General features: G+C 65.8%; 11 protein-coding genes. 7 read left to right on the top strand and 4 right to left on the bottom strand.

What is annotated here, in order from left to right:
* Positions 1–18: 18 nt before the first annotated feature.
* A complete protein-coding gene (locus EJA05_RS05805; protein ID WP_125462840.1) occupies positions 19–354 on the top strand; it encodes a GlpM family protein in 336 nt (111 codons plus the stop codon).
* Between the two features lie 94 nt (positions 355–448).
* Here the strand turns inward: EJA05_RS05805 and EJA05_RS05800 are convergent, their stop codons facing one another.
* Positions 449–1,444: an alpha/beta fold hydrolase gene (locus EJA05_RS05800; RefSeq protein WP_125857621.1), complete on the bottom strand. Its 996-nt coding sequence runs from the start codon at positions 1,442–1,444 to the stop codon at positions 449–451.
* A gap of 196 nt (positions 1,445–1,640) precedes the next feature.
* Between EJA05_RS05800 and metR the strand changes: the two genes are divergently transcribed.
* The gene (gene metR / locus EJA05_RS05795) at positions 1,641–2,558 is read left to right on the top strand and encodes a transcriptional regulator MetR (protein WP_125857620.1); all 918 of its coding nucleotides are present in this window, start codon (positions 1,641–1,643) and stop codon (positions 2,556–2,558) included.
* On the opposite strand, the gene EJA05_RS05790 is transcribed toward metR, so the two are convergent.
* Positions 2,542–2,955 (bottom strand): NUDIX hydrolase, encoded by a 414-nt coding sequence (locus tag EJA05_RS05790; protein WP_125857619.1) that lies wholly within the window; start codon positions 2,953–2,955, stop codon positions 2,542–2,544. The two genes, metR and EJA05_RS05790, sit on opposite strands and share 17 nt — an antisense overlap.
* A 183-nt stretch (positions 2,956–3,138) precedes the next feature.
* Here EJA05_RS05790 and EJA05_RS05785 point away from each other — a divergent pair, with 183 nt between their 5' ends.
* Positions 3,139–7,419: a DEAD/DEAH box helicase gene (locus EJA05_RS05785; protein WP_125857618.1), complete on the top strand. Its 4,281-nt coding sequence runs from the start codon at positions 3,139–3,141 to the stop codon at positions 7,417–7,419.
* A gap of 71 nt (positions 7,420–7,490) precedes the next feature.
* Here EJA05_RS05785 and EJA05_RS05780 read toward each other — a convergent pair whose 3' ends face one another.
* Positions 7,491–7,754 (bottom strand): type B 50S ribosomal protein L31, encoded by a 264-nt coding sequence (locus EJA05_RS05780; protein WP_125857617.1) that lies wholly within the window; start codon positions 7,752–7,754, stop codon positions 7,491–7,493.
* A gap of 180 nt (positions 7,755–7,934) precedes the next feature.
* Here EJA05_RS05780 and EJA05_RS05775 point away from each other — a divergent pair, with 180 nt between their 5' ends.
* The 3 genes from EJA05_RS05775 to EJA05_RS05760 all read left to right on the top strand — a co-directional run bounded on the left by EJA05_RS05775 (position 7,935) and on the right by EJA05_RS05760 (position 10,793).
* Positions 7,935–9,554, top strand: coding sequence for an FMN-binding glutamate synthase family protein (locus EJA05_RS05775; RefSeq protein WP_125462834.1), 1,620 nt, complete (start codon positions 7,935–7,937; stop codon positions 9,552–9,554).
* Between the two features lie 751 nt (positions 9,555–10,305).
* The gene (locus EJA05_RS05765) at positions 10,306–10,545 is read left to right on the top strand and encodes a hypothetical protein (RefSeq protein WP_125857616.1); all 240 of its coding nucleotides are present in this window, start codon (positions 10,306–10,308) and stop codon (positions 10,543–10,545) included.
* Positions 10,542–10,793, top strand: a complete 252-nt coding sequence (locus EJA05_RS05760; RefSeq protein WP_125462832.1) for a DUF3077 domain-containing protein — start codon at positions 10,542–10,544, stop codon at positions 10,791–10,793. The genes EJA05_RS05765 and EJA05_RS05760 overlap by 4 nt, the downstream gene beginning before the upstream one ends.
* A 127-nt stretch (positions 10,794–10,920) precedes the next feature.
* On the opposite strand, the gene EJA05_RS05755 is transcribed toward EJA05_RS05760, so the two are convergent.
* Positions 10,921–12,339, bottom strand: coding sequence for an amino acid permease (locus EJA05_RS05755; protein WP_125462831.1), 1,419 nt, complete (start codon positions 12,337–12,339; stop codon positions 10,921–10,923).
* Between the two features lie 423 nt (positions 12,340–12,762).
* Here EJA05_RS05755 and EJA05_RS05750 point away from each other — a divergent pair, with 423 nt between their 5' ends.
* A complete protein-coding gene (locus tag EJA05_RS05750) occupies positions 12,763–15,909 on the top strand; it encodes a transglycosylase domain-containing protein (protein WP_125857615.1) in 3,147 nt (1,048 codons plus the stop codon).
* Positions 15,910–15,967: the final 58 nt, after the last annotated feature.

Genomic DNA, 15,967 nt, shown 5'->3' with positions numbered 1-15,967 from the left:
CTCAACCTGGAAGACAACGTGGACCTGGTATTCAAAGCGGCCCTGGGCGCCGGCGTGGTGGTGCTGCTGGCCATCCTGTCGAAGACCCGCAACTACTACATCGCAGGGCTGGTGCCGCTGTTCCCCACCTTCGCCCTGATCGCCCATTACATCGTTGGCAAGGGGCGCTCGGTGGACGATCTGAAGACCACCATCCTGTTCGGGATGTGGTCGATCATTCCGTACTTCGTTTACCTGGCGACCTTGTATGTGCTGGTTGACCGCATGCGCCTGGAGGCGTCACTGGCGCTGGCCACGGTGGCCTGGCTGATGGCGGCGACGGTGCTGGTGAGCGTGTGGGTGCGAATGCACTGAAGGCTCGAACTGGCATCGCGGGGCAAGCCCGCTCCCACGCAGTGCATTGCCCACAGGCCTATTGCGTGGGAGCGGGCTTGCCCCGCGATAGGTTCTAGAGCCCGGCGATATGCGTCACATCCTGCCGATGCGACTGCAGGTAAGGCAGCACCGCCCCCAGCAGCGGCTGCTTGAACGGCTCCTGGAAGCGATGCGCCAGCCCCGGTATCAAGCGCAACTCACTGCCCTGGATATGCGCCGCCAGGTGCACCCCATGCATCACCGGCAGCAGCGGGTCGGCGGTGCCATGCACCACCAGCGTCGGCACCCGCAGTTGATTCAATAGCTCGACCCGGCTCGGCTCGGCGAGAATCGCCATGATCTGGCGCTTCACGCCCTCGGGGTTGAACGCCCGGTCATAGGCCTGCGCCGCCTGCTGGAGCAACACCGCGCGATCATCCTTCACCTGCGGGCTGCCCAAGGCCGCCAGCAGGTCAGCCTGCTGTTCGATCGCCACCGCTCGGTTCGGTGCATTGCGCCGCGCCAGCAGCTGCACCAGCGCCGGATTCGGTGCCGGCAACCCGGCCGCACCCGAGCTGGACATCACCAGCGTCAGGCTACGCACCCGCTCCGGCGCCATGGCCGCAATGTGCTGGGCGATCATCCCACCCATGCTCACCCCCAGCACATGGAACTGGCGGATCTGCAGCGCGTCCATCAGGTGCAGGCCGTCACCGGCCATGTCGGTCAGGCTGTAGGGCGCCGATACCGGCAGGCCCAGTTTGTAGCGCAGCACTTCGAGGGTGAGGTTGGCCGAGCCCGGCAGCTGGTTCCAGCGCGACAGGCCGACATCGCGGTTGTCGTAGCGGATCACCCGAAAGCCCTGGCGGCACAGCGCCTCGACCACGTCGTCCGGCCAGTGGATCAACTGCCCGCCCAGGCCCATGACCAGCAATAACGCCGGATCCCGCGGTGCGCCGACGCTCTGGTAGACCAGGCTCAGCTCGCCCAGCTCGGCACGTTGCACCGGCACCTGTGGGTTGCAGCGGTCGTCGGCGAAGCTCGCCGAAGCGCTAATCAGCAGAAGGAAGAAAAGTAAAAAAGCCCGCATGAAAAAAACACCAGAATGCAGATCCCCAGTAGAGCGCGAGTCTGATGAAATCCATTCGCTCGCGCTGCCACAAAACCGTGACAGTTTCATGAACCTTGCCCAGCGGTCATTGCCAAGCGGCGGTCGACAGGCCAGGGCAACATGAGGGAAACTCAACGCCATCCCGTTTTCCTCAAAGATTGTTCACGGAGCCCTTGTGCTGGAAATCCGTCACCTGAAAACCCTTCATGCCCTGCGCGAGGCCGACAGCCTGGTGGAGGCCGCCGAGCGCCTGCACCTGACGCAATCGGCGCTGTCGCACCAGTTCAAGGAGCTGGAGGAACGCCTGGGCCTGCCGCTGTTCGTGCGCAAGACCAAGCCGATCCGCTTCACCAGCGCCGGCCTGCGTTTGCTGCAACTGGCCGACGCCACCCTGCCGCTGCTGCGCGGCGCCGAGCGCGATATCGCCCGGCTGGCCGGCGGCACCGCCGGGCGCCTGCACATGGCCATCGAGTGCCACAGCTGCTTCCAGTGGCTGATGCCGACCATCGACCAGTTCCGCGACGCCTGGCCGGAAGTGGAGCTGGACCTGGCCTCGGGCTTCGCCTTCGCCCCCTTGCCGGCCCTGGCCCGCGGCGACCTCGACCTGGTGGTGACCTCCGACCCGCTGGACCTGGCCGGCATCACCTACGTACCGCTGTTCACCTACGAAGCCATGCTCGCGGTGGCCAACCAGCACCCGCTGGCCAGCAAGCCCTACATCGTGCCCCAGGACCTGCTCGACCAGACCCTGATCACCTACCCGGTGGAGCGCGACCGCCTGGACATCTTCACCCGCTTCCTCGAGCCGGCCGACATGGAACCGGCCGCGGTGCGCACCTCGGAGCTGACGGTCATGATGATGCAACTGGTGGCCAGCGGCCGTGGTGTATGCGGCATGCCGCACTGGGCGCTGCACGAATACAGCGCGCGCGGTTACGTGAAGGGCAAGCGCCTGGGTGAAAAAGGCCTGTTCGCCACGCTGTACGCGGCGGTGCGCACCGACATGCTCGATGCGCCGTACATGCGCGACTTCCTGCTGACCGCCAAGGACACTTCGTTCGCCACCCTCGACGGGGTCAGCGCGGTGCGTTGAGGCCTTGGCGCCACAGCGGCAGGATCAGGTCGCGGGTCAGCGGCGCCAGGCTCAGGCCTGGCGTGTCGCCGGCAGCCAGCCACAGCACTTCTTCGATTTCCGCCGCCGGGGTCACGGCCTCGGCGCTGTCGACACGGAACAGCTCGGCCTTGACCACGAAGCCTGGCTCATTGGCGGCCGGGGCGCTGAAACTGCCCAGGTGCGTGGCCTGTGCCGGGTCGATGCGCAGCCCCAGCTCTTCGTGAAGCTCACGCGCCAGCGCCTGGGCCGCTGACTCCCCCGCATCGATCTTGCCGCCCGGCTGCATGAAGGCCAGGGTGCCGCGCTTGCGCACCAGCAGGGTACGGCCTTGCGGGTCGATCAACAGGGCGGCGGCGATGTGGATGGTGTTAGGCATGGGGCGGCTCGCGGAGGGTCGGGAGACGCAGGATACCTGTTCCGGTCCTATCGCGGGGCAAGCCCGCTCCCACGACGTTCGCTGTGGACCTGAGCGTGGGAGCGGGCTTGCCCCGCGATGAGGCCGGAACAGGCAGACGAACGGCCCCTTGCCTATCCGCCTGCAACGCTCCATAACCAATCCATGAACCTCCCCGCCCATCAGCACCCGGTGCTCGGCCTGTTCCACCCCGCCGTGGCCACCTGGTTCCGCCAACGCTTCGCCACGGTCACCGAGGCCCAGGCCGGCGCCTGGCCGCTGATCCATGCGCGCCAGTCGATGCTGCTGGCCGCGCCAACCGGCTCGGGCAAGACCCTGAGCGCCTTCCTCGCCGTGCTCGACGAGCTGTTCTGCCAAGGGCTCGACCGCGACGGCGAGCTGCCGGCGCAAACCCAGGTTGTCTACGTCTCGCCGCTCAAGGCGCTGTCCAACGATATTCGCCTGAACCTCGAGGCTCCCCTCGCAGGCATCGGCGCGCAGCTCGAGCAGCTCGGCCTGAAGGCGCCACGCATCACCACGGCTGTTCGCACCGGCGACACCCCGCAGAAGGAGCGCGCGGCCATGCGCAAGCTGGCCCCGCATATCCTGGTGACCACGCCGGAATCGCTGTACGTGCTGATGGGTTCGGCGTCGGGCCGCGAAGGCCTGGCCGGCGTACACACGGTGATCGTCGACGAGATCCACGCCCTGGCCGGCAACAAGCGCGGCAGCCACCTGGCCTTGACCCTGGAACGCCTGGAAGCCCTGGCCGGCCGCCCCTTGCGGCGCATCGGCCTGTCGGCGACCCAGCGCCCGGTGGAGCGGGTAGCGCAGTTCCTGGTTGGCCACCAGCGCCCCTGCGCCATCGTCGACATCGGCCATGTGCGCCAGCGCGACCTGGCCCTCGAAGTGCCGCCGGTGCCGCTGGGCGCGGTCATGGCCAGCGATGTCTGGGCGCTGGTCTACGAGCGCCTGGCCGCGCTGGCCCGCCAGCACCGCACCACGCTGATCTTCGTCAACACCCGGCGCCTGGCCGAACGGCTCACCCGCCACCTGGGCGAGCGCCTGGGCAACGACGCCGTGGCCGCGCACCACGGCAGCCTGGCCAAGGAGCATCGCCTGAAGGCCGAGCAGCAACTCAAGGCTGGCGAGTTGCAGGTGCTGGTCAGCACCGCCTCGCTGGAGCTGGGTATCGATATCGGCGATGTCGATCTGGTCTGCCAGATCGCCTCGCCCGGCTCGATCGCCGCCTTCTTGCAGCGGGTCGGGCGCTCCGGGCATCAGGTCGATGGCATGCCCAAGGGCCGGCTGTTCCCCACCTCGCGGGACGAGCTGATCGAGTGCGTCGCCTTGCTCGACTGTGTACGCCAGGGCGAACTCGACGAATTGCATATCCCGGCGGCACCGCTGGACGTGCTCGCCCAGCAGATCGTCGCCGAAGTGAGCAACCAGCCCTGGGACGAGCGCGCACTGTTCAACCTGCTGCGCCAGGCCACCCCCTACGCCGCCCTCGACCAAGGCCACTACCAGGCCCTGCTGCGCATGCTCGCCGAGGGTTTCAACGGCCGCCAGGGCGTGCGCAGCGCCTATCTGCACCGTGATGCGGTCAGCGCCAGCCTGCGCGGGCGACGCGGCAGCCAGCTGACCGCGTTGACCAGCGGCGGCACCATCCCCGAAACCGCCGATTACGCCGTGCTGCTCGAACCCCAGGCGCTGAACATCGGCAGCGTCAACGAAGACTTCGCGATAGAAAGCATCGCTGGCGATATCTTCCAGCTGGGCAACGCCTCCTACCGCATCCTGCGGGTAGAGCCTGGGCGGGTACGGGTCGAGGATGCCCGAGGCCAGCCACCGACCATTCCGTTCTGGATCGGCGAGGCGCCCGGGCGCAGCAATGAGCTGTCCGGCGCAGTGGCGCGGCTGCAGGCGCGCCTTGATCAACAATTGCAGGCCGGCGATTTCGACCAGGCGCTGGGCTGGCTGCGCACCACCTACCAACTGGATGAAGGCTGCGCCCAGCAATTGCTCGACTACCTCGGCCGCACCTGGCAGGTGCTTGGTGCCCTGCCCTCGCAGCAGACCCTGGTGATGGAGCGCTTCTTCGACGAGTCCGGCGGCACCCAGTTGATCATTCATTCGCCCTACGGCAGCCGCATCAACCGCGCCTGGGGCCTGGCCCTGCGCAAGCGCTTCTGCCGCACGTTCAACTTCGAGCTGCAGGCGGCGGCCAGCGAGGATGCCATCGTGCTGTCGCTGTCGAGCAGCCACAGTTTCGAACTGGACGAGGTCTGGCGTTACCTGAACAGCCGCACGGCCGAGCCGATCCTTGTCCAGGCCCTGCTCGACGCGCCGCTGTTCGGCGTGCGCTGGCGCTGGTGCGCGGCGGTGGCCATGGCCTTGCCGCGCTATGTGGGCGGGCGCAAGGTGCCGCCGCAGATCCAGCGGATGAAGAGCGAAGACCTGATAGCCGCGGTATTCCCCGACCAGATCGCCTGCCTGGAGAACCTGGTCGGCGAGCGGCAGATTCCCGATCACCCACTGGTCGAACAGACCCTCGACGACTGCCTGCACGAGGCCATGGACAGCGAAGGCTGGCTGGCGCTGCTGCAGCGCATGGAGGCCGGTGACATCCGCCTGCTCAGCCGCGACCTGCCGGCGCCTTCACCGCTGGCCTCGGCGATCCTCAACGCCCGCCCCTACACCTTCCTCGACGATGCCCCACTGGAAGAACGACGCACCCAGGCCGTGCTCAACCGCCGCTGGAACGAAGTGCACAGCAGCGACGACCTCGGTGCGCTGGACATCGACGCCATCCGCGCCGTGCAGGCCGAGGCCTGGCCGCACGCGGCCAACGCCGATGAACTGCACGAAGCCTTGATGAGCCTGGGGGTGATCACCCAGGCCGAAGCCGAGGCCAACCCTGGATGGGTCGCCCTGCTTGGGCAACTGGCGCAGTCCGGCAGAGCCTGCCGCCTGCAGGCGGGCGGGCCGCCTGTGTGGCTGGCCCGTGAGCGCCTTGGCCAGATCAGCGCAGTGTTCCCCGGCGCCCACCTGGAGCCTGCGTTGCCAGTGCTGCCGGGCTTCGACCAGCCTTATGCGCAGGACATCGCGCTGAGCGAACTGCTGCGGGCCCGGCTGAGCGGCTTCGGCCCATTGACCCTCGCCCAGATCGGCACGCCGCTGGGTTGCGCCCTGGGCGACTGCGAACAGGCCCTCGCCCGGCTGGAAGGCGAAGGTTACGTGCTGCGCGGCCAGTTCAGCCCGGGTGAGCGCGCAATGCAGTGGTGCGAACGCCACCTGCTGGCGCGCATCCACCGCTATACGGTCAAGCGCCTGCGCCGCGAGATCGAACCGGTCAGCCTGCAGGACTTCATGCGTTTTCTGTTCGACTGGCAGCACCTGGCCGGCGAAGAGCGCCTGCGTGGCCCGCAGGCCGTGGGCGAAGTGCTCGGCCAGCTGCAAGGCTTCCCGGCTGCTGCCGGCGCCTGGGAGGCGGAACTGCTGCCGGCACGGATCAAGGACTACAGCCCGCACTGGCTGGACGATGCCTGCCGCAGCGGCCATTGGGCCTGGAGCCGGCTGGCGGCCACGGCCTCGGCCAGCACCTTGACCAGCACCCCCCTGGTGCTGCTGCCACGCGAGCAACTTGGCCTGTGGCGCAGCCTTGCGCCAACGCCCGATCCGCAGCAGCTATCGCCGCGCGGCCAGCGCGTGCTGCAAAGCTTGCAGGCCCACGGCGCCCTGTTCTTCGACGAACTTGCCCACGAGGCGCACCTGCTGCCCAGCGAGCTGGAAACCGCGCTGCAGGAACTGGTCGGCTTTGGCCTGGCCAGCGCCGACAGTTTCAGTGGCCTGCGCAGCCTGATCACCCCGGCGGCCAAACGCGCTTCGCGCAGCAGCCGTCGCGGGCATCCGCCGCTGTCGAGTTCCATGGCCCATGCTGGGCGCTGGGCGCTGCTGCGCCGCGCGGGCAGCGCAGTGGACAAAGACCCGCGCCTGGAACATATCGCCCGCAGCCTGCTGCGTCGCTACGGCGTGGTGTGCTGGCGCCTGCTGGAGCGTGAAAGCGATGTGCTGCCGTCGTGGCGTGAGTTGCTGCATTGCTATCACCGCCTCGAAGCCCGCGGTGAGATCCGTGGCGGGCGCTTTATCGCAGGGCTGGCCGGCGAGCAGTTCGCCTTGCCCGAAGCCATCGGGGTATTGCGCCAGGTGCGCAGGCGCGAAGCGGACGGGGCGCTGGTGGTGGTGAGTGGTTGCGATCCGTTGAACCTGGTGGGCACCTTGCTGCCGGGGGCCAAGGTGCCGGCGGTGAACGGCAATCGGCTGCTGTACCGCGATGGGGTGGCGGTGGCGTGCCGGGTGGCGGGGAAGTATCAGTATCTGGTTGATGTGCCGTTGGCTGAGCAAACGCTGTGGCACCAGCGCTTGTTGCGCTCTGGCAACTGACGCTATCGCGGGGCAAGCCCGCTCCCACGCTGGAACTCGTGGGAGCGGGCTTGCCCCGCGATAGCATTCGACTACTGCCCGGTCTTCCCGGAAAACCCGGCAAAGCGCTTGTTGAACCCGGCCACCCGTCCTTCCACCGTGGTCTTGCGCTGCTGCCCGGTGTACACCGGATGCGAAGCGCTGGACACATCCAGCGCCACGTAGGGGTAGGTCTGGCCATCGCTGTGCTGCTGGGTGCGATCGGTATCGACGGTCGAGCCAATCAAAAAGTACGCATCGGCAGCGGTGTCATGGAACAGCACAGTGCGGTACGCGGGGTGGATGCCTGCTTTCATGATGGGTACTCCTCGATCTCAAAGTGATACTTTATAACATATACTATCGCGAATGATTTTCGATACCCGTATTTTCATTTTTCCTGCGCCGCCCCAGGCTGGCCATGGGCCGGCCAGCGGGCTATGGTCGGGGTTCGCCCCAGGCCCTGAGCCTGACCGAGCCATTCGCAAGGACCCCGTATGAGCCTGTCACTTCTCAGTCGCTACGCCTTTTTCGCCGCCTGCGTGCTGTTTACCCTCGCCAGCCTGCCGTTGCTCCACCATGAGTGGTTGTGGCCGTTCACCCTGGCCACCGGGGTGCTCAGCCTGATCGGTGTGTTCGACCTGCTGCAACAGCGCCACGCGGTACGCCGCAACTACCCGATCCTCGGCAACATCCGCTACCTGGTCGAAGCCATCCGCCCGGAAATCCGCCAATACCTGCTGGAGTCCGACAGCGATGCCCTGCCGTTCTCCCGTGCCCAGCGCTCGCTGGTCTATGCCCGGGCGAAGAACGAAGCGTCGGACAAACCCTTCGGCACACTGATTGATGTGTACGAATCCGGTTTCGAATTCATCGGTCACTCGATGCGCCCGGCGCCATTGGCCGACCCGGCCAGTTTCCGCGTCACCGTGGGCGGCCCGCAGTGCACCCAGCCGTACTCGGCGTCGATCTTCAACATTTCAGCCATGAGCTTCGGTTCGCTCAGCGCCAACGCCATCCGCGCCCTGAACAAAGGCGCCAAGCTCGGCAACTTCGCCCACGACACCGGCGAAGGCAGCATCAGCCCCTACCACCGGGAGCACGGCGGCGACCTGACCTGGGAACTGGGCAGCGGTTATTTCGGCTGCCGCACCCCCGACGGGCGCTTCGACCCCGAGCGCTTCGCCGCCCAGGCGCGGAACCCGCAGGTGCGGATGATCGAGATCAAGATGAGCCAAGGTGCCAAACCCGGCCACGGCGGCATCCTGCCCAAGCACAAGGTCACCCAGGAAATCGCCGAGACCCGCGGCATCCTGATGGGCGAGGACTGCATCTCACCGTCGCGCCACAGCGCGTTTTCCACCCCTATCGAGATGATGCAGTTCATCGCCCAGCTGCGTGAGCTGTCCGGCGGCAAGCCGGTGGGCTTCAAGTTCTGCCTGGGCCACCCGTGGGAGTTCATGGGCATCGCCAAGGCCATGCTGGAAACCGGCATCCTCCCCGACTTCATCGTGGTCGATGGCAAGGAAGGCGGTACCGGCGCAGCGCCGGTGGAGTTCACCGACCATATCGGCGTGCCGCTGCGCGAGGGCCTGCTGTTCGTGCACAACACCCTGGTGGGCTTGAACCTGCGCGACAAGATCAAGCTCGGTGCCAGCGGCAAGATCGTCAGCGCCTTCGACATCGCCAGCGTGCTGGCGATTGGCGCCGACTGGGCCAACTCGGCGCGCGGCTTCATGTTCGCCATCGGCTGCATCCAGTCGCAGAGCTGCCACACCAACAAGTGCCCGACCGGAGTCGCCACTCAGGACGCCCTGCGCCAGCGCGCGCTGGTAGTGCCGGACAAGGCCCAGCGGGTGCTCAACTTCCACCACAACACCCTGCGCGCGCTGGCCGAGATGTTGGCGGCGGCGGGGTTGGAACACCCGGCGCAGCTGGAGGCCAAGCACCTGGTGCGGCGCATTTCGGCGACCGAGATCAAGCTGTTCTCGCAGATGCATGTGTTCCTCAAGCCGGGGGAGTTGCTGACCGGCGAGGTGAATGGGCAGTTTTATTCGCGGATGTGGCAGTTGGCTCGGGCCGACAGCTTTGAGCCGCAGAGTGAGGTGGCGGCTTGAGGGGGGCTTTCAAGGGAGTTGAGTGAAGGCCAACAGGTGCTTGCCGGGGGATTGGGTGAGGGCCGCCAGGTGTTCGCCGATGTTTTTGCAGTGCCTATGAGATCTAGCGCCGCCCGCGCGGCGCATCGCTGGCAAGCCAGCTCCCACATCTGTTTCGGGCCAGTCACTCCTGAAAGTTCATCACTGTCCGCCTTGTTGGTTCGACTCGATATTGAGGTGGGCACCACTGGCGCCTCACCTGACTTGAGGCATGCACCAAGGCGGGCAGCGGTACTTCCACAGACATAACTGGCCCGAAACAAATGTGGGAGCTGGCTTGCCAGCGATGCGCCGCGCGGGCGGCGCTCGATCTCAAGGGCGCTGCAAAACCTTCGCCTGGCACCTGGCCGCCCTGACGCGGTAGCCAGCCAGGCCCTCCCAAGGCATACCACTAAACCCGTAAGACATTTCCGAACCTGCAACCAAATGCTTCAGCCCAGAAGGCTTGGGAACTATCCTACGCACCTGCCGGAAGTTGCTGCGTTGTCGGGGAAATCCCTCAGGGCTAACTTCACCCGGTCGCCAAATTTGGGTGACCGGGTGTGAGAACCCGACCTGCACTGCCAAGGCTTTAGGTTTATGGCAGCCATGCGCGGGCAGACTTCGGTCTGGCCGGCTTCAGTGCACCGGTTTCTCACCCCGCGTACGGCTGCCACCTTCATCCGTGAGAAAGATCGAGATGGCGGCTCCAGTAACGCACTGAGGTTTTGCCATGAAGAAGATCGTCCCCGATCCACCCCGTTTCTTCCCTTACCTGACCGTCTCCCCTGACCTCACCCCCGAAGCCGCCCGTACCGAAGCCACCTCGCTGATGGAATGCCTGCGCGAAGTCCTCGACATGTACTTCGACACCGAAAGCGAAGAGCAGCGCCAGACCCTGCTCAATACCTGCGTCTACCTGAACCAGCTGCTCTACCCCCTGATCCGCCACGAAACGGGAGCGCAGCCATGACCACCCCGACCAACCATGGCAACACCTCAGGCACCACCACCTGCCTGGAGCTGTTCCGCATCCAGCCCGGCATCCCCTTCCAGCACGCTTTCGACGAGCTGTCGGTACTGCTCGGCTGCATCCGCCACCTCACCTGCGAAGCTGAAATGGAAGGCGACATGCTCGCCGGCAGTTCAGCGCGCATCCTCAGCGCCATGGCCAAGGCGTTGATCGATGACATGGAGCTGGGAATGAATCGCTCCGGTTGATCCAATGGCCTCATCGCGGGGCAAGCCCGCTCCCACGTTCAAATGCGTGGGAGCGGGCTTGCCCCGCGATGAGGCCCTCGCAACAGACACAAAAACAAAGCCCCGGCACTGGCCGGGGCTTCGTTGATCAGGCGGCGTTACTCGCCACGCCTTGCGCCTCTTTCGGCGCCAGGCGGAAGCTGTAGTACAGCGCCGTCAGCAGCACCAGGAACGCCGGGCCAATGTACAGCGCCACGCGGGTCTCCTCGAAGTACGCCATCAGCCCCACCACCAGCACCAGGAACGCCAGCGCCAGGTACGAGCTCAGCGGCCACAGCCACATGCGGTACTTGAGCGCGTTGCGCTCGGCAGTGGACAGCCCGGCACGGAACTTGAGCTGCGCCAGCAGGATCATGACCCAGGTCCAGATCGCGCCGAAGGTGGCGATCGAGGTCACCCAGACGAACACCTTCTCCGGCACCAGGTAGTTGGCCAGCACGCCCAGCAGCAGCGCGCCGATCGACAGCAGCAGCGCATTGCGCGGCACGCCGCTCTTCGAGGTGCGGGCGAAGGTGGCCGGGGCCTGGCCGTTCTGCGCCAGGCTGTAGAGCATGCGCCCGGTGCTGAAAATGCCGCCGTTGCACGACGATAGCGCGGCGGTGATCACCACGAAGTTGATGATGCCGGCGGCGGTCTTGATGCCCAGGCGCTCGAAGGTCATCACGAACGGGCTTCCCTGGCTGCCGATTTCGTTCCACGGGTAGATCGACAGGATCACGAACAGCGCGCCCACGTAGAACAGCAGGATGCGCCAGAACACCGAGCCGATGGCCTGGGGGATGGTCTTCTGCGGGTTGCGCGCTTCGCCGGCGGTCAGGCCGATCATTTCCACGCCCAGGTAGGCGAACATCACCATCTGCAGCGACATCAGCACGCCGGTCACGCCGTTGGGCATGAAGCCGCCGTTGCTCCACAGGTTGGAGATGCCCATGGCCACGCCGTCATTGCCGAAGCCGAACGCGATCACGCCGATGCCGCCGAGCACCATGGCAATGATGGTGACGATCTTGATCAGGGCGAACCAGAACTCGAACTCGCCGAACGCCTTGACCGCGATCAGGTTGATCGCGCCCATGCTGCCCAGGGCCATCAGCGCCCAGATCCAGCGCGGCACATCGGGGAACCAGATGCCCATGTAGATGGCCACCGCGGTGATTTCGGCAACGCAGGTCACCAGCCACAGGAACCAGTAGTTCCAGCCGGTCAAGAAGCCCGCCAGCGGGCCGAGGTAGTCTTGGGCGTAGCGGCTGAAGGAACCTGCGACCGGGTTGTGCACGGCCATTTCGCCGAGGGCGCGCATGATCACCAGGATGGCCAGGCCACCGATGATGTAGGACAGCATGATGGCGGGGCCGGCCATTTCGATGGCCTTGGCCGAACCGAGGAACAGGCCGACGCCGATACAGGCGCCGAGGGCCATCAGGCGGATGTGCCGTTCGCCCAGTTCGCGCTTGAGCGGGCCGCCCTGGGCGGACTCGCCGTGGGCAGGATGGTTGCCGACTGGCATAGCAATACAACCTCATTTTGTTATTGGATTTGACCTTCGTGCAGCACCGGCCGCGCCGATAGGCGCAACGTCGTCTTGCCAGGCGGCCTTGTGGGCCGGCCTGTCTGCCGCGCGGGTTGCGGGCAGGGCGAAGGGGCCGAGCAGTATAGGAAGCCACATGCAGGGCTTTTCACTATATAAAGCAGGAAATTTGGCGAGATTCCTCGGCCAAAACGCCTTTCACGGAGGGGCATCACCGCCCTTCAGTGCCCATGCACAGGAATGGGGCAGCTACCTTAGCAACATTGCCGAAGAATGGAAGTCGCACCAAAGGCGCATGTTCGTACAGGCACCTTCGAAGCCTCCTACAAATTTTTCACCAAAGCCGACCAACGTCTAAGCTTCAGACAAGCAACGCGAAAATACCTGGCCGGACTCAAGACTATGGGCGCACTGTGGCAATCGGAACCAAGCAGTACGGAAGCACCCAAAGCACCCCAGGCTGAAACCCCACCGCCAAAACCTGCGCGCCAGCGCCATCTGTGGTGGCGGTTGATCCTGCTCATCCTGATCGTCGCCGTGGCTGCCGTGGGCTACGCCGCCTGGCAGGAGATCCAGACGTCGCGCCTGCAATCGCGCGAATTCAGCAAACTGGCCAGTACCCTCACCTACCAGCTCGACCCCGGCCCCAGCGACGCCATCGTCTACCCCGGTGACGGCCCCTTCGACAAACGCCTGGGCTACAGCGCCCTGGGCGAATTCCTGCCGCGCCTGCTCAAGCGCGACTACCTGATCAACCAGCAGGTGCGCTTCTCCCCGGCGCTGATGAGCTATGCCGAGCATGGTCTGTTCGTGCCCTACGTCGAGAAGATCCAGGCCGGCCTGTCGATCACCGACTGCCGTGGCGACACCCTCTACCAGTACAACTACCCGCAGCACCTGTACCCGAACTTCGCGGCGATCCCGCCAGTGATGGTCAACAGCCTGCTGTTCATCGAAAACCGCGAACTGCTGGACCCTGCGGACCCGAAGAGCAACCCGGCGGTGGACTGGCCGCGCTTCGCCAAGGCCGCCTACAGCCAGGTGGCCAAGTACCTGGCGCTGCCCGGCCAATCGGCCGGCGGCAGCACCCTGGCCACTCAGCTGGAAAAATACCGGCATTCGCCGGACGGCCTGACCGTGTCCGGCGCCGAGAAGATCCGCCAGATGATTTCGGCCAGCGTGCGCGCCTACCAGGGCGGGCCGGACACCACCGAGGCGCGCGAGCGCATCGTGCGTGACTACCTCAACAGCGTGCCGTTGTCGGCAGTGCCCGGGCACGGTGAGGTGCATGGCATGGCCGAGGGCCTGCGCGTCTGGTACGGCGCCGATTTCGACCAGGTCAACCAGGCCCTCACGTCCACCGCCAGCGACGAGAAAAGCCTGGCCGAGCGCGGCCTGGCCCTGCGCCAGGTGCTGTCGCTGATGATTGCCCAGCGCCGGCCCTCGTATTACCTGTCCAAGGGCCGCCTGGAGCTTGCCGATCTCACCGACGCGCACATCCGCGTGCTCGCCGCCAACGGCATCGTCGAGCGCCCGCTGGCCGACGCGGCCCTGGCCAGCAAGGCGGTGTACCGCGACTGGGTAGCCCAGCCGACCATCGTGCCGATCATCACCAACAAGGGCATCAGCCTGGCCCGCAACCGCCTGGCAGCCATGCTCAACCGCCCGCTGTACGACCTCGACCGCCTCGACCTGTCGGCCACCAGCACCCTGCAGGCCGACCTCAACGTGCAGGTCAGCCAGTACCTGAAGAACCTCGCCGACCCGGCGTTCGCCGCGCAGATGGGCCTGATCGGCGAACGCCTGCTCACCAGCAAGACCACCGACCAGGTCAGCTACAGCTTCACCCTGTTCGAGCGTACCGACGACGGCTCGCGGGTGCGTGTGCAAACCGACAGCACCAACCAGCCCTTCGACATCAACGAGGGCAGCAAGCTGGAACTGGGCTCCACCGCCAAGCTGCGCGTGCTGACCACCTACCTGGAAATCATCGCCGAGCTGCACGACAAGTACGCCGGCAAGCCGCCCGCCGAGCTGAAGAAGGTGCCGGTGGCCGAACTCGACCGCATCAGCCAGTGGTCGCTGGAATGGCTGATGCTGAACCAGAAGAACCAGAGCCTCGATGCCATGCTCGACGCGGCCCTGGAGCGCAAGTACTCGGCCAATACCGGCGAGGCCTTCTTCACCGGCGGCGGCATGCACGTGTTCAACAACTTCCGCAAGGAAGACAACAACCGCAACCCGACGCTCAAGGATGCCCTGCGCGAATCAATCAACCTGCCGTTCATCCGCCTGATGCGCGATCTGGTGCGCTACGTCACCTACCAGCAGCCGTTCAACCGCGAACCGCTGCTCAGGGACGACAGCGACCCACGGCGCCAGGAATACCTGGCGCGCTTCGCCGACCGCGAAGGCAGCAACTACATGATGCGGTTCTGGAAGAAGTACCAGCGCAAGACCTCGCAACAGCGCCTGGATACCTTCCTCGACAGCATGCGCGTCACCCCGCAACGCCTGGCGGCGGTGCACCGCTACCTGTTCCCCGAATCGGGCCAGGAAACCTTCAACGCGTTTGTCAGGGCCCACAGCAAGGACGACAAGATCGCCATGGCCAAGCTCACCGACAGCCGCCTGGTGGAAATGTACGAAGCCTACGGGCCGGGCAAGTACGACCTGCCCGACCAGGGCTATATCGCCAAGGTCCACCCGCTGGACCTGTGGATGCTCGGCTACCTGCTGAAGAACCCCGGCGCTTCGCTCAAGGACACCCTCAACGCCAGCCGTTTCGAGCGCCAGGAGGTGTACAGCTGGCTGTTCAAGAGCCGCCACCAGGGCGCTCGCGACAGCCGCATCCGCACCATGGTCGAGATCGAGGCGTTCCTCGACATCCACCAGCGCTGGAAGCGCGTGGGTTACCCGTTCGACCACCTGGTGCCGTCATTGGCCACCGCCATCGGCAGCTCCGGCGACCGCCCGGCCGCGCTCTCCGAGCTGGTCGGCATCATCCAGAACGACGGCGTGCGCCTGCCGACCCTGCGCATCGACACCCTGCACTTCGCCCAGGGCACGCCTTACGAAACCCAGCTGCTCAGCGACCCCGACCGTGGCCAGCGGATCCTCCCGGTCGAGGTGGCCCGGGCGCTCAAGGGCGCGATGTCGCAGGTGGTGGACGCCGGTACTGCACGGCGCATCTCGGGCAGCTTCAAACTGCACGACGGCACGCCGCTGGTGATGGGTGGCAAGACCGGCACCGGTGACAACCGCATCGAAAGCTTCGGCGCCGGTGGCCGGCTGATCGGCTCGCGCTCGCTGAACCGCACCGCCACCTTCGTGTTCTTCCTTGGCGACAACCATTTCGGCACCCTCACCGCCTTCGTCCCGGGGCGCACGGCCGAAGCCTTCACTTTCACCTCGGCACTGCCGGTGCAGGTGCTCAAGGGCATGGCGCCGATCCTCATGCCATACCTGGAACCGAACAATCCCAACGCCTGCAAGGCACCGCAGGTGGCATTGCAACCCGTACGGCGCAACGACCTATCGAGCAACTAGATGATAATCATCTGCATTTGAGGGCTTGTCTTTAGATATATCTTGAGTAATATCTTGC

It is taken from the genome of Pseudomonas oryziphila (assembly GCF_003940825.1).
In the GTDB taxonomy this organism is placed as follows: domain Bacteria; phylum Pseudomonadota; class Gammaproteobacteria; order Pseudomonadales; family Pseudomonadaceae; genus Aquipseudomonas; species Aquipseudomonas sichuanensis.
The sequence above is the reverse complement of the archived record's forward strand: the minus strand, read 5'-3'. Positions and strand labels throughout refer to the sequence as shown.